At 54.5% G+C, this 25,563-nt stretch carries 22 protein-coding genes and 2 pseudogenes; 5 read left to right on the forward strand and 19 right to left on the reverse strand.

Annotated elements, in window-relative coordinates:
• Nucleotides 1–141: 141 nt before the first annotated feature.
• From AACY30_RS08180 to AACY30_RS08200, 5 genes are all read right to left on the reverse strand, one after another.
• Entirely contained in the window at nt 142–525 is a 384-nt protein-coding gene (locus AACY30_RS08180) for a hypothetical protein (protein ID WP_339540127.1), read from the reverse strand.
• A 125-nt stretch (nt 526–650) separates the two neighbouring features.
• Nucleotides 651–3,008, reverse strand: a complete 2,358-nt coding sequence (locus AACY30_RS08185) for a S8 family peptidase (RefSeq protein WP_339540128.1) — start codon at nt 3,006–3,008, stop codon at nt 651–653.
• A gap of 155 nt (nt 3,009–3,163) precedes the next feature.
• Nucleotides 3,164–4,153 (reverse strand): AAA family ATPase, encoded by a 990-nt coding sequence (locus AACY30_RS08190; protein WP_339540129.1) that lies wholly within the window; start codon nt 4,151–4,153, stop codon nt 3,164–3,166.
• Between the two features lie 215 nt (nt 4,154–4,368).
• Complete coding sequence (locus AACY30_RS08195) at nt 4,369–5,733, reverse strand: RNA-directed DNA polymerase (RefSeq protein WP_339540130.1); 1,365 nt, start codon at nt 5,731–5,733, stop codon at nt 4,369–4,371.
• Complete coding sequence (locus AACY30_RS08200; RefSeq protein ID WP_339540131.1) at nt 5,730–6,287, reverse strand: SLATT domain-containing protein; 558 nt, start codon at nt 6,285–6,287, stop codon at nt 5,730–5,732. The genes AACY30_RS08195 and AACY30_RS08200 overlap by 4 nt, the downstream gene beginning before the upstream one ends.
• Nucleotides 6,288–6,908: 621 nt before the next feature.
• On the opposite strand from AACY30_RS08200, the gene AACY30_RS08205 reads away from it, so the two are divergent.
• Nucleotides 6,909–7,691: a hypothetical protein gene (locus AACY30_RS08205; RefSeq protein WP_339540132.1), complete on the forward strand. Its 783-nt coding sequence runs from the start codon at nt 6,909–6,911 to the stop codon at nt 7,689–7,691.
• Between the two features lie 73 nt (nt 7,692–7,764).
• On the opposite strand, the pseudogene AACY30_RS27385 reads toward AACY30_RS08205, so the two are convergent.
• Nucleotides 7,765–8,030: pseudogene (locus AACY30_RS27385) on the reverse strand (hypothetical protein); the annotation flags it as partial.
• A 686-nt stretch (nt 8,031–8,716) separates the two neighbouring features.
• Nucleotides 8,717–9,151 (reverse strand): hypothetical protein, encoded by a 435-nt coding sequence (locus tag AACY30_RS08210; RefSeq protein ID WP_339540133.1) that lies wholly within the window; start codon nt 9,149–9,151, stop codon nt 8,717–8,719.
• Between the two features lie 84 nt (nt 9,152–9,235).
• Between AACY30_RS08210 and AACY30_RS08215 the strand changes: the two genes are divergently transcribed.
• Nucleotides 9,236–9,505, forward strand: coding sequence for a helix-turn-helix domain-containing protein (locus AACY30_RS08215; RefSeq protein WP_201191790.1), 270 nt, complete (start codon nt 9,236–9,238; stop codon nt 9,503–9,505).
• Nucleotides 9,506–9,937: 432 nt separating this feature from the next.
• Here the strand turns inward: AACY30_RS08215 and AACY30_RS08220 are convergent, their stop codons facing one another.
• The 9 genes from AACY30_RS08220 to AACY30_RS08260 all read right to left on the reverse strand — a co-directional run bounded on the left by AACY30_RS08220 (nt 9,938) and on the right by AACY30_RS08260 (nt 20,006).
• Complete coding sequence (locus AACY30_RS08220) at nt 9,938–10,390, reverse strand: TetR family transcriptional regulator (RefSeq protein WP_339540134.1); 453 nt, start codon at nt 10,388–10,390, stop codon at nt 9,938–9,940.
• On the reverse strand, nt 10,387–10,794 hold the full coding sequence (locus AACY30_RS08225; RefSeq protein ID WP_339540135.1) for a TetR/AcrR family transcriptional regulator: 408 nt from the start codon (nt 10,792–10,794) through the stop codon (nt 10,387–10,389). The genes AACY30_RS08220 and AACY30_RS08225 overlap by 4 nt, the downstream gene beginning before the upstream one ends.
• Nucleotides 10,791–12,677: an integrase gene (locus AACY30_RS08230; RefSeq protein WP_339540136.1), complete on the reverse strand. Its 1,887-nt coding sequence runs from the start codon at nt 12,675–12,677 to the stop codon at nt 10,791–10,793. The genes AACY30_RS08225 and AACY30_RS08230 overlap by 4 nt, the downstream gene beginning before the upstream one ends.
• Nucleotides 12,674–14,353, reverse strand: a complete 1,680-nt coding sequence (locus AACY30_RS08235; protein WP_339540137.1) for a hypothetical protein — start codon at nt 14,351–14,353, stop codon at nt 12,674–12,676. Before AACY30_RS08235 ends, AACY30_RS08230 begins: the two co-directional genes overlap by 4 nt.
• On the reverse strand, nt 14,353–15,501 hold the full coding sequence (locus tag AACY30_RS08240; RefSeq protein WP_339540138.1) for a tyrosine-type recombinase/integrase: 1,149 nt from the start codon (nt 15,499–15,501) through the stop codon (nt 14,353–14,355). The genes AACY30_RS08235 and AACY30_RS08240 overlap by 1 nt, the downstream gene beginning before the upstream one ends.
• 153 nt (nt 15,502–15,654) lie before the next feature.
• Entirely contained in the window at nt 15,655–16,824 is a 1,170-nt protein-coding gene (locus AACY30_RS08245; RefSeq protein WP_339540139.1) for a DUF4350 domain-containing protein, read from the reverse strand.
• Nucleotides 16,821–18,350: a DUF4129 domain-containing protein gene (locus tag AACY30_RS08250; protein WP_339540140.1), complete on the reverse strand. Its 1,530-nt coding sequence runs from the start codon at nt 18,348–18,350 to the stop codon at nt 16,821–16,823. Before AACY30_RS08250 ends, AACY30_RS08245 begins: the two co-directional genes overlap by 4 nt.
• Nucleotides 18,337–19,317 (reverse strand): stage II sporulation protein M, encoded by a 981-nt coding sequence (locus AACY30_RS08255; protein WP_339470108.1) that lies wholly within the window; start codon nt 19,315–19,317, stop codon nt 18,337–18,339. The genes AACY30_RS08250 and AACY30_RS08255 overlap by 14 nt, the downstream gene beginning before the upstream one ends.
• Entirely contained in the window at nt 19,314–20,006 is a 693-nt protein-coding gene (locus AACY30_RS08260) for an RDD family protein (RefSeq protein WP_339540141.1), read from the reverse strand. Before AACY30_RS08260 ends, AACY30_RS08255 begins: the two co-directional genes overlap by 4 nt.
• A gap of 167 nt (nt 20,007–20,173) precedes the next feature.
• Between AACY30_RS08260 and sbcB the strand changes: the two genes are divergently transcribed.
• Nucleotides 20,174–21,601, forward strand: a complete 1,428-nt coding sequence (gene sbcB / locus AACY30_RS08265) for an exodeoxyribonuclease I (RefSeq protein ID WP_339417228.1) — start codon at nt 20,174–20,176, stop codon at nt 21,599–21,601.
• Between the two features lie 89 nt (nt 21,602–21,690).
• Here sbcB and mvaT read toward each other — a convergent pair whose 3' ends face one another.
• Nucleotides 21,691–22,065 (reverse strand): histone-like nucleoid-structuring protein MvaT, encoded by a 375-nt coding sequence (gene mvaT / locus AACY30_RS08270; RefSeq protein ID WP_005790963.1) that lies wholly within the window; start codon nt 22,063–22,065, stop codon nt 21,691–21,693.
• A gap of 350 nt (nt 22,066–22,415) precedes the next feature.
• Between mvaT and purU the strand changes: the two genes are divergently transcribed.
• Both purU and AACY30_RS08280 read left to right on the forward strand, forming a co-directional pair.
• Nucleotides 22,416–23,264, forward strand: a complete 849-nt coding sequence (gene purU / locus AACY30_RS08275; RefSeq protein ID WP_339417226.1) for a formyltetrahydrofolate deformylase — start codon at nt 22,416–22,418, stop codon at nt 23,262–23,264.
• Between the two features lie 87 nt (nt 23,265–23,351).
• Nucleotides 23,352–23,522 carry a hypothetical protein gene (locus tag AACY30_RS08280; RefSeq protein WP_339540142.1) on the forward strand — a complete coding sequence of 57 codons (171 nt, stop codon included), beginning with the start codon at nt 23,352–23,354 and terminating at the stop codon, nt 23,520–23,522.
• Between the two features lie 13 nt (nt 23,523–23,535).
• Here AACY30_RS08280 and AACY30_RS27390 read toward each other — a convergent pair whose 3' ends face one another.
• Together AACY30_RS27390 and AACY30_RS27395 are read right to left on the reverse strand one after the other, a co-directional pair.
• Nucleotides 23,536–24,300 carry a methyl-accepting chemotaxis protein gene (locus AACY30_RS27390; protein ID WP_371905447.1) on the reverse strand — a complete coding sequence of 255 codons (765 nt, stop codon included), beginning with the start codon at nt 24,298–24,300 and terminating at the stop codon, nt 23,536–23,538.
• Nucleotides 24,301–24,393: 93 nt separating this feature from the next.
• Nucleotides 24,394–25,425 (reverse strand): annotated as a pseudogene (locus tag AACY30_RS27395) (HAMP domain-containing protein); the annotation flags it as partial.
• Nucleotides 25,426–25,563 lie beyond the last annotated feature (138 nt).

The following is a 25,563-nucleotide window of genomic DNA, read 5'->3' on the forward strand; positions in this document are numbered from 1 at the left end:
CGAGTTTTTATAGGTCGGGACATGAAAGTTCGTATTAAAGGGCCAGTTTGTTTGGCTTCATTCTCAAAAATGAGCCGTACGTCGGGCAGATATATATGCAGCATTACGGCCGCATTGTTGCCGACTTGGGCGCTTTTAGAGCTATTCCTGGAACTCCGCGGAAAGCCATTTGATCTTTCCGTTCGCGGATTTACCTACCTCCAATAAAAAGGTCTGGCCATCAAGTCCTGGTTGTGAAAAATCAATACCCTCGTCTGTCGGTGAGTATCGTCGTGAGGTCGATCTGTAAGGACGGAATGCGGAGAGTTGATACCTGCGACCATCAACAAGCGACGTGAAGTAGCATCCAAGACAGCCGGCGGCTGTTTTATTCGACCAAATTTTAAAGTCGAGTCGAGCAACCAACACCCCTACCGGAAGGTCCTTCCAGGAGTAGGATTGAGGCTCGAAGCCAGCCTCCACTGCACCGTTGTAACTCCACGCGCGTCGCCTATCTTCGGCCTGTGTTTCAACCGTTCCTTCCATGTTCACCACCCTAATTGATTTGCATGCGGTTTATCGCAAGCCGTTATGTTATCCAATTTGGTTGAGCCAAAAGGGTGCTAGCGCCCCTTCAGCTCAAACCGCTGGACATTAAGGCGCGCACTACCTCACGTCACAATTGCTGTCGCATTGGTAATTGCGACGTCGACGGCGTTGTACAGATCGACCTCCATTTGTTGTGTCTTGATCGATACGACAAGGCTGTATCTCACGTCATCGTTAAAGCGCCGCTGTTTGACCAAGGTTTTCCACCAGCCTGGCGCTGGATAAATACCGATCATTCCCAACCCAGCCAGATCAGAGGCAGGTCCTTGCCAGATGTCTGAGTGGAGTGACCCCTTGTGGCGACCCCGGGTGCCTATCAGCCAACGCGAGTCGGAGGGACTACTGAGGTAGGGGGCTTCATCATCTTCTTCTCGGGCGCGTTTGTTGATGCGTTGACGGAACACTGTCGCATCCTCGCCAGATCGGCTGACCTCGAATCGTAACCCATGGGATTCATATCGATAGCGCCCTTTGATTCCACGTTCCGCCACGCCAGGATTTGGCTCAACGAAGTAAGAAAGGGTTACACGCATCTCGACATCCTCGTTTCCGAGATTCAGCAACTCCTGATGCGGCCAGGGAAGTAGGTGGAGATGCATGTCACGAGCTGTTGCGGGTTTGGATCCTTGTCTGGTGAATGGGCGAAGAGAGTCTTCCACCACCAAGGTCAAAGAGTTGGACGCGCTCCACAAGGCCCTACCTATGTCAGGGACACCAAAACCACAGGTGCGAACCAGTGCTTCATAGTCTGACTTGGCATCGCCTGCGAGAAAGTCGGCCTTCATCCGCTCCGTCCACTCGGCGGAATGCACCACTAATGCACGTACTGTCTCCGGCCAAATCTGTGGATATGCAGAAGAGATCTGAGCAGCCATACGAGAAGCTAATGCAGATGCGGCACTGGTGGCCCATGTGGTTGAAAACAGGCGACTTTGAGGTTGATGTGATGTTGTCAGCAGCGAAAGAGAGGTATGGCTGAAAATTCCGTGAGCGTCCCGAACTAGATTTCCTCCCTCGAAGACGACATCCGGCTTCAATGGCCAAGGTGTTCTGGTCCAAGTACAAGACGTGGTGCTGTAAGGGCTGAGACTGCCATTGGCAGCAAGAGCAGATTCTCCTGCAACCAGCGGATCTAGAGTGACCTTTTGGGTATAAGCACCCACGCATATCGCGTTCCATGATTGGCCGGGATCATGAATGCCATCAGATTGATTGCTGAAGGGGTATCGGAGGTATTGTTCTGTGTCGGCGTTGCCTGCCGAAACAATCATCAACCGTGGCTGTGTGCGGCCACCCAGTGCATCGGAAGTTAGAAGATCTACTGCTGCCGACCACGCCGAAGGGCGACCTTTGTCACGATCATCAAGGCTTGTGATCGCCATGTTGAATACGCGTTGTATGTTGGGTTGGATGATTTCTGGCCGGGCAACTGCGTTCATGGTCAACGAACCGTAAGATTCGCGCTGGTAGCACTGAGCACCAGGTAAGAGCTTCACGGACTCGACACGGTGAGAAATAGAGACCGGGCCCTGAGCCGACAGTGGATCAATCAGATCGCCGTAAAGGGCAATCCCAGCAAGGCCGGTGCCATGGCCCACGTCATCTTGAACTCCCCATTCGGCATCAACAGTGTGCAGATCTGCCATTCCTATATGATTGCTCAGTAGGGGGTGTCCGGGATTTACGCCGGTATCAATCAGGCAAATTCGAACACTCTTGTCATCGCCGGCTGAGGTACGCTCGAGCAGTTCCTCCACCCATTCGCGTTGTTCAACTGGGCTTAATGCGTCGAAGAACTCTGCCGTTTCCTTGGCCCGGCGTATTTCTGCAACCTCATTCAGCAGCGCCATGGATGAGCTGATGTCTGCTTGTGTGCCATACACGTTTATGACTGTTCGCTCTGGAAAGATCAGCGCTTCATGTGAAATCTGGAATTCAAGCACTTCCGCAATCGTGCGGAATCTCTGAAGAACAGCGGCTTGGTTATCGCGAGCGGGTAACCAGAATTCCCACCAAATCGGCTCATCAGGAGAACTTGGCAGAGCCCCAGGACTATCAGTCCAAAGTGCGCTGAAAGTTGCAGCTCGAATTTCAAGGATCGGGTTTAGAAGAGGTGTATTACGCGGAACGCCTTTACTGGTGTTGACGTCCAGATACTGGGTCACCAGTCCTTCAAACGCGCTTAATTTTCCATCAGGAACGAACACGGTCGCGAAATGCGTTTGAGTTGCCCCGTCGTAACGCAAATTCAACAACTCAATTCGCTGCTGACCTCGGGCCAACCCCTCAAATGCCAGTTCAAACCCAGGCTCACTTACAAACTCAAGTTGCAAGCCAAAGCCACCTTCCTGACCTTCAGAGCGCTGAAGTTGAACAGCCTCCGCCATTCGTACTCTGAATTGCTCCAGTTGGCTCAGCAACTTTGCCCCATGATCTCTTCGCTCGCGTGGAGGGAAGATTGGTTCGCGGGTTGGGGACGCCGTTGATTGATATCGCTCCGGTCGCCCTGTGCGTTGTAAATGAAAGTGTCGTCGCTGCCCTGCGTTTGGTTCCGTCATCGAAAAGCTCTACCGGCTTATAATCGTTGTCTTCCGTGGAAAGCCTTACGTTCTTCGAGATGCTTTGCCACGTCCTTAGCGTCTACCTCAGCACGATCATGAATGATCGCGTCTTTAATTGCGTCATCTGCTGCCCGAACCAGTTCCGCGTAGCTCAGGCCGCTCGCTACAGTGGTGAGCTTGTCCCAGCTTTTTATCGACTTCGAAAAATTAACAAGCCGGGTTCTCAGCACGGCTTTAATCTGTTCCTGGTTAGGTAGCCCGTACTCGATAACATCATCAAAGCGCCGGAACAAGGCATAGTCGAGAATTTCCGGATGGTTCGTTGCTGCGATTATTAAGCTGTTTGACTGATCTTGCTCAATCATCTGCAAGAAGCTGTTGAGTACACGACGAATCTCACCAACGTCATTGGCAAGGCCACGCTGAGATCCAATGGCGTCAAACTCGTCGAAGAAGTAAATCCCACGAGTGTCTCGGATAGCATCGAACACCTGCCGAAGCTTGGCTGCTGTCTCACCCATGAACTTGGTTATCAGGCTATCAAGACGCACGATGTACAAGGGGATGCCGAGTTCTCCAGCGAGTGCCGAGGCCGTCATTGTTTTACCCGTTCCTGGTGGGCCGACCAGCAGCAACTTACGGCGCGGTGAAAGGCCGTGGGCACGTATTTTTTCGAAGTTGCGCTGTTCACTGATGATGCGTGCAAGCCGTCCATGGGTGGCGTCGTCTAAGATCATTTCTGAGAAACGAGTCTGCGGGAGAGAGACAGATAGCAGATTGCTCAGTTCCCCTCTGGGTTGGCCAATGGGGACCGGTTGTCCGGACGGAATCGGCTTTCGCTTGGACTGGGCAGAGTCGATAAGCATGCGTAAGTCTTCAGCAAGCTTTCCATGTCCTTGCTTGGCTTCGTGTGCAGCCATCTGCATAGCGACGGCAAGGAAATGACTGTCATCTCCTTTGATATGTGAGCGCAATAGCGCTTTTAAATGCTCGCCGCTAGCCATGATTCCCTACCTTTTTCATCCAGCTAGTTTAATCGCTAAAAACTGTCGATACCTTAACTACGCCAATAAATTTGTGTCCGCTGGTCAGTAGCGCTGCCGCCATCGCGTCATCTGCCGTACATGGTTGCCTAGCTGGCAGCAATAGTCATTCAGGTATGAAGGACGAGTGTTGCTGTTATTCTTCAACGTTTTACAGACCCAAGAGCTGAAAATCGCTAAGATGTTTGAGCAATATCCTCTTCCAGTTCGCGTACCGCCTTACTGATCTTGATCGCAAACCGCCGCTCAACCTCGGCATCGCTTAAAAGCCTGGCGTCAGCGCCAAGCCAAATCTCAAGCACCTGGCGCTTCTGAGCTACGTGCAGGTCATCGAAGTTAGGGATGTAACGATGGTTTGCGCTTAAGCCCCGCTTCAGCTCATAGAAGGTCTTGATAAGAGACTTCGGGCGAACCTCGCCTCGTGGACAGAAGCGGTGAGTCAGCTTGCTGATGGTATGATTTATCGCTCGGAGCTGAGAGGTGCTGGTTATCTGCGAAAAGTACGCAGCCCACCCAAGGCGTTTGCCCTCAAAAATACAGCCGGTGATCCGGAGATTGAGCTTCCATTGGCAATAGGCGAGTGCACGCTCTTTATCTGCGCGACTGCGAGCGCTTTGAAGCTTATGACGATAGGCAGTGAAAATCTTTGCTATTGAGCCTTCAAATCTAAGAATGCTCTCCCGGCGAACCAAGATTTCGCCACCTTCGATTTGATATCCCAGAAAACTAAAAGGCTCGGTCAAGTCATCGACCTTGGATTTAGAGTCCGGGCCAAAGTCGTGCGGATTCAGCTTGAGTGCCTTAAGGGCTACAATCAGCTCATTCGCGGTGGACTGAGCCTCACCTTCCGGAGTTAAAATCAGGATGTCATCTACATATCGCTTATACCAAATTCCTGGTCGCGACTGGAAAGTGGTATCGATGCCCTGCATAGCAATTTCAGCTAAGACGTTTGAGATAGCCAATCCCTGTGGTACCCCGACACTTGGTCGATCCACATCTCTGCCACCTCGGGATTCCGGGACAGTGGGTGTGGTGAGGGCGTCGATTATGAGGCGTCTGAATTCTGTCTTTCGGATCTTTGCTTTGGTGGCTTTAGTAATCAGTTCGTGTGGAATGCTGGGGTAGAAGGTCTTTAGGTCGATCTTTGCGTATTCAGCGAAAGCGCCTGAGTCGAGAGCACCTTTGAGGTCGTCGATGACGATTTGCGGTAGGGTTAGCTTGGCTGTCGGGAATACGTCGGCGAGGCAGTTACAGAGGGCTCTTAAAACAATTCTGTCCCTAGCTGTGGGGATGGAAATCTGCCTAGGAAGCGACGAGGCCCCCTTGAGAATCAATTTTTCCTTGTATGCCGTGAATCGATAGGCGCATTGGCCAATCTTTTGGATGATGTGATCCAGCTCGGCGGATAGATTTTTGTCGAGATTCGCGGGCCTCACGCGATCCAGCCCGATTGCTCCAGATAGCTTGATTTTGTCGGTGTAGATTTCCTGCAAGCTTTTGCGAGAGAAACGTCTCTTAAAGCTAAGGGCAGCATTCATGTCTTGGCCCAATACGAGTAAAGCCCTACTGCTATCGGCAGAATATAAAGAACTGCTGTGATCAGAAAGCGCAAAGTGAGCCATAACAGAGCATCGAAGCTCTCGAACGCCGTAGGTGATCTACTTGTGAGTCCCGTTGCAAAAACGCGGGCAATTCGATCATCGATCTCACGATGGTTCTCAGTGGCCGCAAGCAACTCGTCATACCGCTCGATTTGTTCAGCGGTGGGCCTGGGATCTTGGGATTCGTCAGGGAGCCGGCGATGGAGCTTTTGCAGCTCTAGGTAGTTCGTGCGCATTTGTGCGGCGCGTGCTCGGAAGTCGCGGTTAGTAACAGTGAGTGAAACGCCGAGTAGAGCGACCGACAGAATGGTCGCCATGATGTCGGTATTGGCGCCTAGTACCTCACTGTTCCTAATAGTCAGCACGCCGAGTGCTGCACTCAGTATTGCGTACCACACCAGCAAAAGCTGTGAGTGAAAGTCGAGCCACTCCAGGCGCTTGTGAGCCTGAATGCGTGCTTTATAGGTGAACCAGACGCCGTCCTTTTTCACTCACATCTCTCCATAGAAAAGGCGAAGGGGCAGGAGGGTTTGAGTACCGTTGAACATCCCCTAGGGGATCAGTGGGCAAGGCCCAACAGCCGAAGCTGTTAATTATCAGAACCGCCCTCGCTTGCACGAGAGGAAAAACCCACCCCTTCGCGACTGATTCTACAATGCCAGCAAGATGGGCGTAACCTAATTTCCAGCAGCGGTGGGTGACGAACCGACCACGCGCAACTTACGAAGTAGCTCTGAGATCAACTGGCAGCAGTGAGTAGCGTTAAAAAAAGCGCTGGATAGAAGTTAATGATTATCTCTTCGGCATCGAGCTGAAGGTGCTCGTGAGCCCCAAACCGGTATACCGCGTAACCGAGCAATCTCAGTGACTTGTCGGCGGTCATCGTCTGCGGATAGATCTGTGGCATCGTCAATTTCGTGACTGGTGGGCTTTCGGGGGGGGGGGAGGGTAGTAACCCATTTGTCGACGCGTCGATTACAAGGAAATGACCCACTCCCAATGCTGAAGGCTGCGTCTACTTGGCATCAGTGTTTTTTGCGCACAAGCAGCATCTTGTTTAACGGTAGATTAATGTTTAGAAGATCCTTCAGATGTCATACAGGAGTTAGCTAATGTCGTTCCCCGAGCGTCTTGAGCAGTTGCTGCCGCCCTTTGTAGATCCTTTTATCAGCGCTATTTCACTAATCGAGCCTGGTGATGATCGAGACCCCCCCGGAGATCACCATGGGACCGGCTCCTTTCTTTACTTGGACGAAGTCAGGCTAATGCTCACATGCGAGCATGTGGCTAGCGTTGAACAAGGCACAATGCTTGTTATGACACAATTTGGAGCTGGCCACGCAATATCTATTCCCGGCGCTTTTAGTTCAGAAAAATATCCGATTGACATCGCTGTTAACCACATTCCAGATAAAAACTGGGACCGTGTGCCGCATATGGCTAAGTGTGTTGATATAGGAATGATCGCAAGAAGGCATGAGCCAGTTGATGGCGAGTATCTTTGTATTTATGGATTTCCTGGGGACGACGCGGCAGTCGGGTTTGGCCAGCATCATCACCGCGGCTTAGCAGTATTTTCTCATGAGAGAGATTTCTCTACCGTGTTGATTGATGAGGAACCTAAACCGATAGACAAGTATCATTTTTTAATACCCTATAACCCAGAACATGCAGTTTTACTTGATGGTAAAAACCCATTGCTTCCTAAGCCGCCAGGAATGAGTGGTTCGTTGGTTTGGAACACTCGATATGTCGAAGTGACAAGCCAAGGAAAAGAATGGCGCCCCGAGGACTCTCGTGTAACTGGGGTTGTTTGGGGGCACTCCTCAAAGGCTAGCGTACTGGTGGCGACCAAAATTGAATTTCTTCGTTATTTCCTAAGTATTGATAAATGACTTAGATGGGTAATTGTTGGTGAGGCGACCTTGCTTTTGATCGTCGTGAGTTCGCAGCTTCGCAAGTGTATGGTTAATTAATCTTACGTAAGTCAGGTAGGTATTTACGGGTATTTCTGGAGTACCTGATCTCACCTGCTATTTGAGTCGGCATATCATTGGGATAGGCATGCGAATCGTGCTTGCTCATGCGTGCCGACTGGATCAAGCCCATTACCACCAAGGCCCCTTTTCCGCCGCGTAGAGATCCGACCAGCGATCCCTGTCGTTCATGTATCTTGCTAGGTGTTCAACTTCGAACAAGCCGCCAATCGAATGCAGTGCCTTTTCAGCTATCTCCCATAACGAGTACGTGAGTCCCCCCCCCCGGCGAAATCGCTAGGGGCCTGCTGCTATTCCTTGATGGGTTCCAACCTAAAAGGTAGGGTGTCGATGGCCGTTGAGCGCGCTAGCTAATAGGTCCAATGCTGCAGCATAGATCCCCCTCGGATGATGCTATTCTTGAAACGATAGGCGGTGCGGTGTGCGGTCAAGAGATTTGAATCTGTAATAACATGTGTTTTGAGGGGGGATGTATGAAAAATATCATAGTTCTAAGTCTTGCCCAGCTTTCTGAATTATCCCCGGATTCAGGAATAAATGACTATTCAATACGTGGATTATGCAATGCATATATTCTTCTGCTTGCTGCGCGAAAGTTATCGCAGGTCCAGATAGTCTGCCGAACGGGCTTCTCTTTATCTATGGTTTCAAATTTTTTTCATTCTGTTGATATTGCTACGATAGCTAGGGTTAATCATGCGATCTATGCTCAAATTTCGAGTCTCACGTTTGAAGAACTAGTCTCCTTAAGGTCGGAGATGCAAAATGACGGAAAGTGGATGCGGGCACGACTTCGAGAGCTCCGCGTCATCCCGTCGAAAAATTGCTGATACGTCAGGTGGGTGAAATTTGTATTATTGGTTTTGGCTGTTAATATTTTTTTGAGGAGGTGTCTTGTAGTAGCCCACTCAATGTGTTGGTGCTCAATGTTGCAGCATGGATCTTCGGTATACTATAGTTTTCTCTGCGCCGGCAATGTCGCACGTTTTATCTCGCTCTAGATTTGTATAAAAGCAACCGCCTTCGACTTCATAAAGCTCAAAGCTGCCTAGTTTTAAATCATGGCAATAAGAGAACTCTAAAAGCTTTTCCATTTGCCAGAGTGAGCCGCCATTTATGTGCGGTGGAGTGACAAGTTGCACTTCTTTTATCTGTAGCGATTTTTGGTGTTGCTCCAGTAATTCAATGAAAATCTTAGGGTCCATCACCTGAAGCATTGTTGTCGTCTGGGTTTCATCGCCTACAAGAGTGACATAGAACCATGGCAAGATGAGACTGTGCTCAATACAGCCCCAAAGAAAACAGTCGCTCTCGACGGCGGGCGATCCCAGCAAGGTGGAGGTATGCGTACGAAACATGCTTAAGTTCCATGAATGAGCCCTATAGATTGTAGCTCTATAGGGCTCGCTAGCGCTTCATCTTCTGTTTTGTGGGACAAAACCATGGAATTGAAGCGAGCCTTCGGTCTCACCTTGAAGCGCATACGAATTGAGAAGGGGCTCACCCAGGAAGATTTTTCCTTGGTTAGCAGTCGGACGTATCTCAGTACGTTGGAGCGTGGGCTCAAGTGCCCTACCTTGGAAAAGCTAGAGGATCTTGCCGCCGTAATTGGCGTGCATCCTGTGACGTTGCTGGTTGCTGCATATACTAGGGAGGGCGGTGTAGAGGCTCAGGACGCTCTGCTACAAGAGGTCAAGACGCAGCTTAAGTGAGTTTTTGGGAGTTTCGGAATACGCACTTCCGCAAAAAGCCTTCTGCGCCATATGGTTAATTAACGCTATCGCTCATCCGTGAACGGTAGCGTTCACGGATGAGCTACCCCTAGCTCACTAGATGAGCTAAGGCCGCTTCCCTGGAAGTCATGGCTCAAGGCGACATGATTGCACTCTACGAGACCTACAAGCGGATCGAGAACCTGGAACTAGCCAACTGAGAGGGCCGTCAGGCGGGCCAGCCCTGGTCTTCGTCACGCACCGCTACATTGAGGCATAGAACCCGCGGCGTAAGCTTTTGCATCACCACTTCGCTCATGGATACGGAATGGGCTTGTACCTTTGCTAGGCTTTCAGGTCACGACAGCTTCCCCCCATTTGTCGTCATTAGGGGGTTCAAAGCCGGCGTTCTGCGAGCACTGACCAGTAACCTTATAGTGGCTTACATTGCTTTGCGTATCTGCGCGGCATTGGGGAAACCAGTTCAACTACATTTTGCGCTTTCAGCTTAGACTTGAGAGTCTGGTTCTCATCCAACAGCACCTCATTGATGGATGCGATTCTGGCCAGCTGGGCGCGCAACTCATCAATCTCTTGGCGGTAGCCTGTAGACTTTTGACGTTCGGCTATCAGATTTTGATGTTTGATATCCCGCATGGCGCGGCTAGATCGACCCTGCTTCTCCCGTATGGCCTCTGCAATTGCCGGATAGTAGTTGTGTATCAACGCCGTCGACACGCCGGCCTCGCGGGCAACGGCTGCGATGGTCAATTTGGTTTCCTTGGTATGAGCGCCCCCCTTCTCGATTCGGTAGATGGCTAGCTTGAGATCCTTTTCTCGATCCACGGCAGGCTTGTAGTTGGCTGCCTTGCCTTTGCTCTTCATGCGGTCTGCGCCTCCGATGGCATGCCCAACTGTACCAATACGTCTCGGCAGCGGTTCAAATCGCGCTCAACGCGTTGGCGACCTCCCTCACCAATATCCTTGCAGTGCAGCAACTCTTTAAGATCATCGTAGAGTCGCTGGTAGAACGGTGCATGGACGTTTCCGATCACTGAGTGGTTGCATCTACTGCAGCGAGAGCGCTCAAGGGTAGCCTCGGCAATATTGGGATAGTGGTTGTGGATCAGCGCTGACGATACGCCAGCCTTGCTGGCTACTGCAGCGATGGTAACTTTGGTTTCCCCTGTGTGTGCACGTACCCTCTGGATACGGTAGAGGGCGAGCTTCAAATCCTTCTCACGATCCTCAGCCGGCTTGTAATTGCTTCTTTTGTCCATTGGCTTCATGCAATTAACGCCTCCGGATCCATACCCAGCTGGAACAGTACGTCACGGCAGCGAGTCAGATCTCGCTCCACGCGCAGGCGGCCACCCTCACCAATGTCTGGGCAATGCAACAGCTCTTTTAGGTCATCATAGAGTCGCTGGTAGATGGCTGTGTGGCGGTTTCCGATCACGGCATTGTTGCAGTTGCTGCATCGGGTACGCTCGAGGGTATTACCGACGCAACCGCTACTGTCCGCCGTGCACCAGGCATGGCCATTGCTGCGAATTGAGGTGCTCTCGGCAATGGTCTTCAGCATAGTTGCGTAATCCTTGAAAATAAGCAGGTTCTGAGGCTCCCGCTGCCATTTTTTGAGCGCCCGACCATAACCCCCGGATAGGGAGGCATCACCCAACCAGTTATCGACGACGCCGAGCTTGATATCTTCCAACTCCCCCTGAATATCGGCGTACAGTTCTAAGTCCAGGTGATGTCCCAGAGTGTCGTCCATGGCGTAACCCAAGGTCATGTCCAGCGACCAGTGAGCGTAATGCTGTTTGAGGTAGCGTAGATCACCGAAGCGGCTGTGCGCGGCATAGGTGGCGAACGTGCGACGGAACTGGTGGCTGGCGAGATTCCACTGTAATCCGCAATCCTTGGCGAATGTTTTAAGGTATGGGCTCCAATTAGTGATAGAAAGCGTACGAACTTGATTACTTCCCAGAGCCATGTTGAGAAAGAGTGCATGGCGGTGCTTGCGTGCCTCGATGATTTTCGGATCATGGGGGTTGACGCGTCGTAGCTGTGAGATTTCTGCGGCGAGAATTACTTGGTAGGGGGCGGCCCAGCGCTCCATCACGCGGAGGGCTCGTACGGCGGCCTCGGGAATCATCCAGTCATGGATGCCGGTATCAGTTTTGTCCGAACGTGAGCGCATCCAGTGGTAGACGGTGCCGTCATCATCTTGGGTGCGGTGGTGCGAACCACTATGCAAGTTGGCTAGTTCGTGGTTGCGACAGCCGGAGGTGCTGGCAAGAACGATGTAGCAGGCCGTACGCAGGTTGATCAACGTTTTGATGAATGCCCTCAGCCCCCCCTTCCAGCCTACGGCGTCCAGGTGACGATTCTTTGCCTGAATAATGGAAGATGCTGCTTGCCCCGTTCTGCGTGTCGACTCGGTATTTAGGGCGTCACGGAGGTCAAGCAATTGCTCTCCGCGCTCAACCTGCTGGTGGGCCTGCTCGAAAAGAGTGCAGAACACGTCATCGGGAATCAGTGGGGTTTTGCTGGGCTGAGCGCTGTTGCCGATAAGACCCGCCATCGCCTTCGCGGAAGTCTCGGGCCACGGATGCTGCGGTATCCTGTCGTTGGTGTACTGGCTCAGTTCATAGATCGCTTCGACGGCCGCATAGCGGGCTTGAAGTCCGCGTTGTGACAATGGCTTGCCCTTGGATCGGCTAGCTTGCCGGTGAGCCTTACAGGCGGAAATATAAGCGGCACAGATCAACGGCGTCACCGCGCTTAAGTGGTCTATCTTCAGCGCTTCTAGGTGGAGCAGGAATGGCCTTGTATCAATTAGCAATTGTGTGATTATGGCACCTTTCGGTCGACCAGCCCCACGACGTCCACGTTGTATATAGCGGTAGAGTATCGCCTTCATCACCGCGCGAAACGCCAGCGGTATGAGACTGAAGTCCAGCCGTTTTCTGCTGGCTGGCACATTGCTGGTGAACCCGTTCAGTTGCCATATGTCGTCTCTGTAGTAGCTGAGAGTGACCCAATGTCCATCGACCTGAGTTGCGCTGATAATAAGCGCGTCGCGTACGGATTCGATGAGTTCACGCACATGGTTCGGCTGGGTAGCAATGGAACCCCAAGTCTGCGTAGTTAGAGTAACGTTACTCATATGAAGACCCTCAGGTCTTCGATCAAATCAACCGACCAGAATGGGTGCGGTAGGGCGCGAGCGCGCTCACGGGCAGCCTCTACCGCCGCGGCTTTGAAGGTGCCGCGCCGCAGTCCTTCGGCAACGATGTAATGGTCGATCAAGCGGGGGATGTAAGCATACTCCTGTGCCCAGCGTCGCTTGTCCACGTGCGAGCGCTCAGCCAGCACATGGAAATAGAAGCTGTACAACTTGTACAAATCTTCGGCAGTCACTGCGTAGTGAGGGCAGCGCAGACAGTTCATGAAGTTCATGCAGGTCGCGCCCTCGCGTTTCGGAGCGTACTGGCCGTTCACCGGGTCAGCGCAGCGCCCCATGGGGGTATCACTGTAGGTCGCACCAATTGTCTTGGTTAGCAACTCCTGCACTAGTACCTCGCCCATGAATTGCCAGTTGCTACGGGTAACCTCGTCGGGCGCCAAATAGTTTTGGTCGGTTACCTGTGAAGTGTTGCCTAGAGCCGCGGCGGTAGTAGCGAGATCGCCGCCGGTCAGCTCGAAGATGCGGTTGGCAAAGGTCTTACGCAGGCGCGAAATGTTAATACGTAGTGGCCCTCCGTCGCTATCGGTCAGGCCGTGCTCTACTACAAGGCGGTTTGTTGCCAAAAATAACGTATGTTTGTTCAAAACCGTGATTTGGCCGATATCTTTGCCACGGCGAATGCGATGTAGCCACACGCGGCCCTTGATGTCATCTGGAGCCTTTGAATCCAAGGGTTCTGTAAGGGTCATTACGCGACGTATCAGCCGCTCCACGTTAGTTTTAACGCTCGGGGTAGACTCTAGACGATGCTCGGTATCTGATATAGCGCGCAGTGCCACCTTGCTGGTGTTGTAGCCTCGTCGCTTCCAAAGCATTAGGAAAACGGTGTTGTCTTTTGGGTGCGGGTGTAGACAGTCGCGGTCCATTTCTAACAGTGGGGTAGCATTGCGTCCGGTGTGTAGCGCTACGACTAGCAGGGCATATGCCAGCAGTTCACCGGTCAAAGGTGTATCTTCAGCCCAGATCGGCTCGATTGCCTGTCTTAGTGCAATGGTGAATGCTTGCCGCTCGCGCTTGGTCAGTGCTGTTTCACTCTTGACCTTGCGGTTGCTGTTTGGGAATGGATTGCGTGGGAAGGTGGATGCATCGCCGGAATTGATCAATGGGATTAGCCCGCGCCGCCCTAAGGCAAATAGCACCGGCTTTGTCTGTGTGTAGATACTCTTCTGAGTGGTAGTCGCTACGCCTAGCCCAGCCAGATGGCCAAGATAGCTGTCGATTAGATCACGGTCCACATGGGATAGGGTCAAATCACGGCCGAAAGCCGTTGCTCGCAGCGCGCAGCAGTCAAGAAAATTGCGCATTCCGTTCGTACAGTAGCCAGTCACGGTGCTGGTCGCGAGAGCGCCGTCTTGGTCGGCAACGAAACGTTCAATTTGGTGCTGGCAGGCATGGGTGATTGCATCTATACCAGTGCCGTACCAGCGGGCAAAGTCGAAACTGCGGCTGCTTGAGGCGTTCCGTCCGAACTTCACTTTGGTGTTCTCGGGAGGGATGGTGGCTGGCAGGATGATCACATTTCCTGTTGGGTCTTGGCTGTACTCAACGTTCGGGATTCTGAGGTCGGTTTTAGTGAATATCTTGCGCCTGCCCATCAGACAGCCTCCGCCAGTTCGTTCAAGTCATCGTCATAGGCCAGCACCGCCTCATCGGCCATTTCATTGATCAGATGCAGGTACACCATGGTCGTCTGAATCGAGCTATGGCCGAGTTGTCGCTGAACGAACACCAAGGGCTCCAAGCCGCTCTCGGGATTACGCTGAAGGCTTACTAGGGTATGGGTGGCATAGGAATGCCGGAGCATGTGCGTATGAACCTTGATTCCAGCCCGCTTGCCCGTCTCGCTGATGATCCGGTTGATGCTCTTGCCGTCGTCGCCATAGGGTTTCCCCGACTGGTTGAGGAACAGTGCTTTTTGCGGGGCCTCGTTTAGCGAGGCGCGCTCGCCGCGCACCTTCGTCACGTAGCGATAGAGTTCGGCCATGAACTGGCGGCTAACGTAAATATCTCGCGGCTTGCTACCCTTGGTCAGCATGCCGCTGCCGTCGAACGGATCGAGTCGAATTCGGAGGTTGCGTTCGGTTCGTCCCGTCTTAACTGGATCGAAGACGTAGGCCCGCGGGAAAGAGGCGATTTCCTCGCGGCGCAGGCCCGTATGCAGCGCTAGGCGCATCATCATCCCGTGATGGGGGTTCTCGACCGCGTTGAGGAGCAACTTGATCTCGGCCATACTCAGGAACTTTGGCAAGGTCTTGTGGCTACGTGGCATCACATCGTTTGCCATGACCTTGCCGCCACGGGCATGGATATGCGCAAGAAAGCCGCTTTCGCGCCTTAGGGAGTGTTCTTCATAGGCAAAAGGTAGGCGATTCACCCATCCCTCCTTCAGCGCGAACTCGTAAAATTTGCAAATATATGTCAGACGCTGGCGGGTAGTACTAATTGCCAAGTTACACGTCACTAAGCAGTAGTCCCTATAGGCCGCTACAAGGCCCTTCGCCTCGCCACGATCCACTTCGCACCAGTCAATTTCATGAGCTTGGAGAAAGCTGAAGAAGTCATACAAGGCGCGCCCGGTACTGGGCCAGGAACGCTCAGAGCCAATGGCCCCGCGAAGCAGATAGTGACGAAAGAACTGATTAACCTGTACGCAACTCTCCATCGAGTCCCATAGCAGCATGGGAAATCCTGGATAAGGTTGCCCTGCGATCACCAAGTCCTCAGTGGCCCACACAAGCTCCATCTGCCGTCCCCTGCATTGACCATTCATCAAATGTCTTAGTCTGTTTTTACAGATCTAAAGTCAGAACGCCTCTTGACGAGTTTTCCAAACGTTGAGAATGTCCAAGGGGCTGTTTCTAATATGGCAGAGATTTAACGATTTCCCAGTACCGGATCATAGGGCATTCCTGAGGGTTTGCAGGCACGCCACCTGCCGGCTGAAATCGGCGCTGGAAAGCCGTTTTGCCGGAAGTGGGCCAAGGGCCTGGCTGATGACGTGAGAGGGTTGGTGCGTCAGGTGTTCAAGTACCCGCCACTGTTCTGCATTGTCGAGGTGTTCAAAACCGGTGTGACGACGCTTGGCGGCACGCAAGACATCGCGCTGCAGGGCACGCAGCAGCGTGCCCTGGCCGCTGCGGCGCAGCAGGAAGTCGGCGCTGGCTTTCAGGTGTTCCTGCCACTGGCGGCGTGCATTGGGTGGGGCAGGCTGGATCGGGCCCTGACGCATTCCGGCCCGCCACAGTGCCAGGGCGACCAAAGCAATGACTGCGACCAGAGCCTGGGGGAAGTACCGCAACAGCAGGGTAAACAAGTCGTCGAAGTCGCTGTTGAACAGCAGGGTCACGGCTGTGCCCTGGGTCAGATACCACAGCAGCCAGGCATTGTCGTGCCTACCAATACTCGGGGTTTTCCACAGGTCACTGTCGGTGATCACCGTGACGCGGCCTCTGCCAAGGTCGAGTTGCATCAGGTGGCTCGACGTTGCGCTGTTGGCAGAAAACTGGGCCAGGTGCTTGGGGTCGGTAAGGTTGAAGTCCGTGTCAAAACTGACATAAGCCGGTGCGGTTTCATTGTCGACGTAGAGTTTGGTCAGGTCCGGGGCTTTCTTTTTGAGAGGCGTCTTCTCTGTAGGTGCAAGCTCTTCAGGTTCATCACTCGAGGTCTGGTGGATATCCAGGCGATCGAGCAGCAGGTCGCCGCTTTTGCCAGTCTCTTCATCCCATAGCGCCTCGGCCACCAATAACAGATGGCCGCCGGATTTGACCCAAGCTAACAGTTGCTCTACCTGGCGTGGTGACATGTTGCTGCGCTCGCCAAGCAATAAAAGGCTGTGGCCCTTGGCCGGCAGCGTCGTCAGCCGTTCCGCGCTGTTGGCATGGTCCACGGACAGGCCTTGTTGGCTTAGAAAGTGTTCCGCCGCCAGGTAGGGGTTTGCCAGGGCTTCTGGAGAAGGGCCGCGATCCACCACTTCGTCGTAGGGGATCGCCTTGCTCCACACGAAGTAACCACCCGCGCCAAGCAGGCACGCCAGCAATAGTCCCACCCATATTAGAGGCCGGTTCATGGGTTGTTCCCCGAGCTGAACAGGGTGCGCCAATCAGTGCAGAGTTTATGCTGGGCTGAAAGGGGTGGAAGGTGATGGCCGTAGGCAAGGTTTTGCCAATGGCGGGTCAATTCGTCACTGAAGGCCAGCAACTGCGGTTGTTGCAGTTGGTGCACGCGCGCCAGGACCTGGCCTTCCGTGTCAGCGCTTTTAAGCGGCAGATTGAAATCATGCAGCAGTCGGCTTAACAGGCCGCGGTACAGCAGGCCGAGGGCTTCCCTTGGTTGGGTGGCCCATAGGTCCTCGGCGGCGCTGGCAACATCGTCGGGCAAGGTTTCGGTGCCCAGTTCGAGACCGAATAATTGTGTCGGCACGGGTTTCATGACGTTTGGCTTGCGCGGCCCGCGCCGGCTGACAAACGTGCTCAACCATTCGCGATAACGCCATGCCAGCATGATCAAGACGCCGATCAGCAGGCCCCACAACAGTACCTCCAAGCCCTGGGCGATGCGCTTGAAGGTATTGCTGTTGAGGTTGTTCAGCAGCGCCTTCAACCAGTCCGGGAGTTTACCGTCGCTGTGAGCCTTGTTTTTAACAGGGGTCTTGTCTTCGCCAAAGCGATAGCGGGTAACGGTTTCCGGATTTTTGAAGGGAGGCTTATCCAGCAGCGACTTGATGGATTGGCTCGCGTCCTGGGTGTTCAGTGGCTTGGCGGGGCTGGAAGCATCGGCCATGGCGGGTGGGCTGAATGGCAGCAGCGTCAGCCCTATTATCACTAATAATAGCGGCGCTACGTTGCTCAGGCGCTGACGAAGGCGTCGGAACGCCAGTTCCAGGTCCCAGGCCTCGAGTACGGTGCGGCGGTTAAGGTAAAGGCTGAAACCGCAGGCGACATAGATGGGCTCCCAAAACACCAGGATCAAGGCATAGAACGCGTTACTCAGGTGTTCCAGCCACAATTTTTCCGAGCTTGTCGCCAGTGCCAGACGTTGCCAGTCCCACTCCATCTCCACGTTCTGGGGAATGAACAGATAGAGCAGTGCCATGCAACCAAACCACAGGCCGATTTCCAGGTGCACCCCGATGGTTGTCAACCAACGTGCGGCTCCTGCGTTACGTTGCTGCAGCACGCCCAGTCGTTTTTGGCGTGCCGGACCCTCCAGGCCTTCGAGTTGACTCACTGGCATCAAAAAGCTGCGGCTCAGGCTGAACCGTCGCCAGGTCAGGCAGGCCAGCAGTTGGCCTTTCAGCAGTTTCGGCCACTGGCGCACGGCCTGCTTGATGCTGGGTGTTTCGCCAAATAAGGCCTTGGACAGGATGTAAAGCGGCAAGCGGTCAAAGGCCGGTTTGAGCCACCAGAACACGAATAGTGCAGTAGACGGGTACTGCCACAGCAGTGCAGTGAGTAAGACGAACACTGGCAGGCTCACCAGCGCCCAACTGCCCATCAGTAGCAGGCGATATTCGCGGGCCATCAATACGCCAAGGTCCATGGCTTCCCAGGCAGTACGTGGGCGGATTACCACGCTTGCATCACTCACGCGCATAGCGAGTCCTTCCGGCAAGGCCCAGGTAAGCCGCCACCAGCAGCCACAGAGCAGCGCCCACCAAGTATTTGACCCAAGGGGTGATGGCGGTGGTGGACGACCAATAAGCTTCGATAAAGGCTGCTATCAGCAGGAAGATCATGACGCCGCACAACATCTGCACGCTCTTGCGTGCCGCGCGCCGCAATGATTCGCCACGGGTCAATTGCCCTGGAGCAATCAGCGCCCAGCCCAGTTGCAAGCCTGCGGCACCGGCGAGCGCGATCGCTGTCAGCTCGAATGCACCATGGCCGATGACGAATGACCAGAAGGTCTGCCCGTAGCCGATTTCAGTCAGGTGCCCGGAGACTGCACCGATGACCAGGCCGTTGAAAATCAGAAAGAACACGCTGCCCAGCCCGAACAGTAAACCGGCGGCAAACGTCTGGAACGCTATGCCCGTGTTGTGCATCACGTAGTAGCCGAACATCATCCAGTCTTCGCTTGACGCACGCTCGGCGGCGCGGCCCAGGCGGCTGGCGTCGGGGTCATACATGCCCTGCATCTCGGCCACTTGCTGCGGGCTGACGATGCTGTAGATCAGGTCGGGGAACAGGTAGACCAACAGCGCGATACCCACCAGGCTGCCAAAGAACAGCAGGCTGGCGATCAGCACGAAACGCCATTGCTCGCGCACCAACCGAGGAAAATCAGCGAGTACGAACCCGAGCACATTTGCCGCCAATTGGCTGCGATGACGGTAGAGCTGTTGGTGGCCGCGCAGGGCCAGTTGTTGCAACGGGTCTATCAGATAGCTGCTGTAGCCCCGCGCCTGGGCTAAGGCCAGGTGTTGGCACAATCGTCGGTATTGATGGGGGAAGTCGGCCACGTCACTGGCTTTGGCCTTGCCCTGCTCCAACTGTTTCAGGTGTTCGGCAAAGGCTTGCCATTGAGGCTGGTGGCGGCTTTCGAAAAGGCTCTGTTTCATGTCGGCCCCAATAGGCCACGGGCAACACCATTGAGTTGCTCCACGGCGCGGGCCGGGGATACCTGCAAGGGAGCGGCGAGAATAGAGGCCAACTCATGAACGCGTTCGGTGGACAGTTCACCCTGACGTTCCGCGAAGCCAAGGATGGCCCGCTGTTCATTCAAATCCAGGGCGAAGGGCAGGCGCAAGGCCGCCGCTTGCGGGATTTGAGGGCGCGGCAACGACTGTTCCCGGTAGATCACCAGTGTGCCGGCGGCCAAGTCACCTAGGCGCTTGAAGTGAGGGTGTTGCAGGCAACTGATCGCGCCGAGAAAGTAGCCGAATGGCAGCATGTCGACAAACCGCAGCAGGTTACGGATCAGTGATGCGGACCAGCCAACCGGAGTGCCGTCATCTTGGACGACACGCAGCCCCATGACCTGTTTGCCGGGTGAGCAGCCCTGGTTGAGTACCTCGAACAGCACCATGTACCACCAACTGATCAGGAACAGCAGCAGCGAACCCAGGCCGATGCCGACGTTGCCGAGCAAGGCCAATGGCACCAGCAGAATGCCCATGACGATCCCGCGCAAACCAAGGTCGAAGGCAAAGGCCAGCACGCGTGGCACCAGGCCGGCCGGGCGCAGGGGCAGGTCGATGCCCTCAGGGGTTTCGATCTGGTAGCGGGTGTCCAATGGGGCTGACGGCATCGCGATCCTTGGCAGTGCGCAGAGGCTGGGAGACACGGATGCTAGCAGTGTCGGCGCTGGAAGCAACCATTCAAGGTTTTGCTGGATGTTTGTACAGTACACTTGGTGCTGGTCGCGGACGCCGTTCAGCGCCTAGACTTTGTCGATCTTCAGTACAGGAATAGCCCGTGACCTCCATTTTCTGGTACGACTATGAAACCACCGGCATCAACCCGCGTAGCGATCGTCCACTCCAGGTAGCCGGCATCCGGACGGACTTTGAACTCAATGAGATTGGCGCGCCGGTCAATCTTTACTGCCAGCCCAGCGACGATATCCTGCCGCATCCCGTCGCCTGCGCGATTACCGGTATCACGCCCGCAATACTCGCGGAAAAAGGCCTGGCCGAGGCCGACTTCATGACGCGAGTGCATGCTGAACTGGCCGCGCCGGGTACGTGCGGCGCCGGCTACAACACCTTGCGATTTGACGATGAAATGACGCGCTACAGCCTGTACCGCAATTTTTTCGACCCTTACGCGCGGGAGTGGCAGGGCGGTAACAGTCGCTGGGATTTAATCGACGTGGTCCGCACGGCCTATGCCTTGCGCCCGGAAGGTATTGAATGGCCGCAACAGGATGGGCGTGTCACGCTCAAGCTGGAGCGCCTGACCGAAGCCAACGGTATCGACCATGGCCAGGCTCATGATGCGTTGTCCGATGTACGCGCCACGATTGCGTTGGCTCGACGGGTTCGTGAGAAACAGCCCAAGCTGTATGAATGGTTGTTTCAACTGCGCAGCAAGCAACGTGTGATGGACCAGGTGCGCCTGCTGCAACCGATGGTGCATATCTCCGGGCGTTTTTCCGCCGAGCGCCATTACCTGGGGGTGGTGCTGCCGCTGGCGTGGCACCCGCGCAACCGTAATGCATTGATCGTCTGCGATCTTGGGCTTGATCCGCAAGGGTTGCTGGACCTTGATGCGGATGCCTTGCGCCAGCGCCTTTACACCCGTCGTGACGATCTTGGCGAGGGTGAGCTGCCGGTACCGCTCAAGTTGGTACATATCAATCGCTGCCCGGTGGTTGCCCCGTTGAATGTGCTGCGGGCTGAAGACCGCGAACGCTTGCACTTGGATATGAACATCTATCAGGAACGAGCGCTGCGGCTAACTGACGCACAGGAACTTTGGCGCGATAAGTTGGCGGCCATTTACGCCGAGGAAGATTTCGTACCGAGTTCAGACCCGGAGCAACAGCTTTATGATGGTTTTATCGGAGATCGTGATCGGCGCTTATGCGAACAAGTCCGGATGGCCGAGCCTGCGCAATTAGCTCGCCAGCAATGGCCTTTTGATGATCAGCGTTTGCCTGAATTATTGTTTCGCTACCGCGCGCGTAACTTCCCCGATACCTTGAACAATGAGGAGCAACAACGCTGGGCACTTTTCTGTCAGCAACGTTTGTCTGACCCGCAGTGGGGCGCGCCGAATACCCTCAGGGCATTTAAGCAGGCTCGGCAAGAGTTTGCCGTTAGTGCAACGCCGTTGCAGGCTGAGGTACTGGAGCAGTGGCAGGAGTATGCGGACTCTCTGGCCGCCAAGGTAAACCTGTAGTCGACTTTGACAAAATAGGCAGGCAATAAAAAACGCCAGCAGGCTGGCGTTTTTAAAATGTTGCGTATCAGGCGCAGGCCTGGCGAGTCTTAGCCCAGCAGGGTAGCCCAGCCTTCAACCACGTCACCGCCCCACTTGGCTTTCCACTCTTTCAGGGTTTTGTGGTTGCCACCTTTGGTTTCAATCACTTCACCGTTGTGCGGGTTTTTGTATTGCTTGACCTTGCGAGCGCGCTTGGTGCCAGTAGTTTTTACCGCGCCGCGCGGTGCTTTAACTTTCGACTCTGGATCCAGCAGCGCGATGATGTCACGCAGGGATTTGGAGTATTCACCCATCAGGGTGCGCAATTTGCCTTCGAATTCCAGCTCGGTTTGCAGTTTGTCGTCTTGGGACAGATTCTTCAAACGGGCTTGCAGTTCTTTGATAGCTTCTTCGGTGGCACGGTATTCGTTGATCAGAGACATGTGGACTACCTTATGTAGAGCGCTGATTGACAGGGACAGTGGCCCAATAATAGTCAGGCGGTTTCCCCAAGTAAACATTTAAGGTCGTATTTATGTGAATTACTTTGAATGTTTGTAGCCTTGCTATGCATTCGAGTTAATTACTAGGGCGTCAACCTAAAGATAACCTGCTTGACATGCGAGGAACACCCATCGGGTAACGCAGTAGATTCATATAAAGGTGGTAAAGCCATAGGCTATTAAGGGTCATGGTACGGGCCTGCGATCAGAATAAGCTTCAACGAATACTGCAGTTTTCTCGCGCAATCGCTAGAATGGCGGCCTTTGCGAAGTTCTGGAGTTTTCCCCTAATGCGCACTTTTCGGCTGGTGATTGCTTGCCCGGACCGGGTCGGCATCGTTGCCAAAGTCAGTAACTTTCTGGCCTCCCACAATGGTTGGATCACCGAAGCGAGTCATCACTCGGACAATCTCAGCGGTTGGTTCTTCATGCGTCACGAGATTCGTGCCGACTCGCTGCCTTTTGGTCTTGATGCCTTCCGCGAGGCGTTTGCGCCGATCGCCGAAGAGTTTTCGATGACCTGGCACGTCACCGACACCGAGCAGAAAAAACGCGTGGTGTTGATGGCCAGTCGCGAATCCCACTGCCTGGCTGATTTGCTACACCGCTGGCACAGCGATGAGCTGGACTGCGAGATCGCTTGCGTGATTTCCAACCATGACGACCTGCGCAGCATGGTTGAATGGCATGGCATCCCGTATTGCCACGTGCCGGTCAACCCGCAGGACAAGGAGCCGGCGTTCGCCGAAGTCTCGCGCCTGGTCAAGCAACATGAAGCCGACGTTGTGGTGCTGGCGCGCTACATGCAGATCCTGCCGCCGGAGCTATGCCGCGAATATGCTGGCAAGGTGATCAACATCCACCACAGCTTCCTGCCATCGTTCGTAGGGGCCAAGCCTTACCACCAGGCTTCTCTGCGCGGCGTGAAGTTGATCGGTGCGACCTGCCACTACGTCACCGAAGAACTGGACGCTGGTCCGATCATCGAGCAAGACGTGGTGCGTGTCAGCCACAGCGACAGCATTGAGGACATGGTGCGTTTCGGCCGTGACGTCGAAAAGATGGTCCTGGCCCGTGGCCTGCGTTACCACTTGGAAGACCGCGTGCTGGTGCACGGCAACAAGACGGTCGTGTTCTGACCGGACGTGTTGTGATTGAAGAATGAAGGGCCTGGGCGTTAAATCGCTCCAGGCCCTTTTTCTTTGTGCGCTGTTGAGGATTGAGTCATGATTGACCCGCTGGACAAAGCCACGTCAAAAGCCCCGGCGACCCTGGGGGAAGGGTGTTTGAGCCGATATGACCCGGATGACCTCGACAGTGAGGACGGCACCGAATTTCCCGGTGCCGCCGAGTTGTGGGAGCAGGAGCAGGGTAAGGCCGATCCCGAGGACGCGTAATCGCCCGCCTGGATCAGATGCGGAAACTGCCCACCAATTGCTTCAGTCGTGACGCTTGCCGCTCAAGGTCACCACAGGCGCGCAGCGTGGATTGCAGGTTTTCCACGCCTTCCTGATTGAGGGTGTTGATCTCGGTAATGTCCATGTTGATCGACTCCACCACCGAGGTTTGTTCTTCAGTGGCAGTGGCGACCGACTGGTTCATGCCATCGATCTCACCGATACGCTGAGTCACACTGTTCAGGCGTTCGCCGGCCAGGTTGGCGATGTCCACACTGTCGAGGCTGTGACGCTGGCTTTCACTCATGGTGCTGACCGAATCCCGGGCGCCGATCTGCAGTTCCTCGATCATCGTTTGTACTTGTTGCGCCGATTCTTGGGTGCGGTGAGCCAGGTTGCGCACTTCGTCCGCGACCACAGCAAACCCACGTCCGGCTTCCCCTGCGCGGGCCGCTTCGATGGCGGCGTTCAGTGCCAGCAGGTTGGTTTGCTGGGAAATACTGGTGATCACCTCAAGAATCTGGCCGATATTCACTGTCTTGCTATTCAGCGCTTCGATGTTGCTGCTGGAAGCGCTGATCATCGCCGACAGTTGGTTCATCGCCTTGATATTGCGCTCCACCACTTGCTGGCCGTCTTCGGCCAAGTGCCGCGCGTCGCTGGCCTGGCTCGACGCTTGAGCGGCATTACGCGCGATTTCCTGGGCGGCGGCGCCCAGTTCGTTGATGGCGGCAGCCACGCTGTTGGTGCGGTTGGCCTGCTCGTCGGAGTTGACCATCGACGAATTGGACGCGCTGACGACCCGCAGTGCCACTTCATTGACCTGTTCGGTGGCGGAGGACACTTCACGGATCGAGGTATGAATACGCTCCACAAACCGGTTGAATGCGTTACCCAGTGTGCCGAATTCATCATTGTTCTGGATGCTCAGGCGACGGGTCAGATCGCCTTCGCCGTCTGCAATGTCCTGCATGGCGCGCGTCATCAGATGCAGTGGTTGCAACAGCACGCGGATCAGCATGCCGAGCAGGGCGATGATGATCACCACGGCAATGATCGTAGCGATGACCGCGGAAGTGCGGAACTCGCTGAGCATGGCGAAGGATTTGTCTTTATCTACCGAAATGCCGAGGTACCAGTTCACCGAGGGCAGGCCCTTGATCGGTGTAAAGGTCACGATAGCGTCTTTGCCGTTGGCCTCGACTTCGCTGAAGTCTGCACTGATCTTCGGGGTGTTTTTCGGGTACACGTCGGCCAGGGTCTTCATCACCAGGTTTTTGTCCGGGTGTACCAGTACTTTGCCATCGGCACTGACCAGGAAGGCATAACCCATGCCGCCGAAGTTCAGCGCGCCAATGTTATCCACTAGGGTTTGCAGGCTCAGGTCGCCACCGACCACGCCGATGCTCTGGGTGCCCTGGGTGCTGGGGGTGGCAACGGAAATGATCAGTTTGCCGGTGGCGGCATCGATGTAGGGTTCGGTCAGGGTTGAACCGTTGCTGCTCTGGGCGCCTTTGTACCAGGGGCGCACACGCGGATCGAAGCCGTCCGGCATCTTGGTGTCGGGGCGGATGGTGAAGGCACCCTTGCTGTCGCCGACGTAGGTTGCCATGAACGAAGAGGTCAGTGTTTTTTGTTCCAGCAGGCTGGCAACGGCGGCAGGCTCGGGGTTGATAGCGATGTTTTGCGCGGCGTTTTCGACCAGTGCAATGCGCCCGGTCAGCCAGGTTTGAATGTTGCTGGCGGTGACATCGCCCATTTCATGCAGGTAGTTGTTGAGGTCGTCACGAATCGCGTTGCGTTGCAGGTAATCGTTGTAGAGGGTAAACAGCGCGAAAGCGGCGATGACGATAAGGGAGGCTGCAAGCAGGATTTTATGGCTGAAACGCAGATTTTTATTCATGGCTTGTAGGGTCCGCTATGGTCTTAATATCCGAGGCGCGTCCTCGTGGGATACGCAAAATAGTAGCGTCAAAAAAGGTGTAATAATTCGTTTGATAGCGCTGTGGGTCCCTGTAGGAACTATCCGACCTATTTTTAG

Origin of the sequence: Pseudomonas sp. RA_5y_Pfl1_P24, assembly GCF_963970945.1 — a bacterium.
GTDB lineage: Bacteria > Pseudomonadota > Gammaproteobacteria > Pseudomonadales > Pseudomonadaceae > Aquipseudomonas > Aquipseudomonas tritici.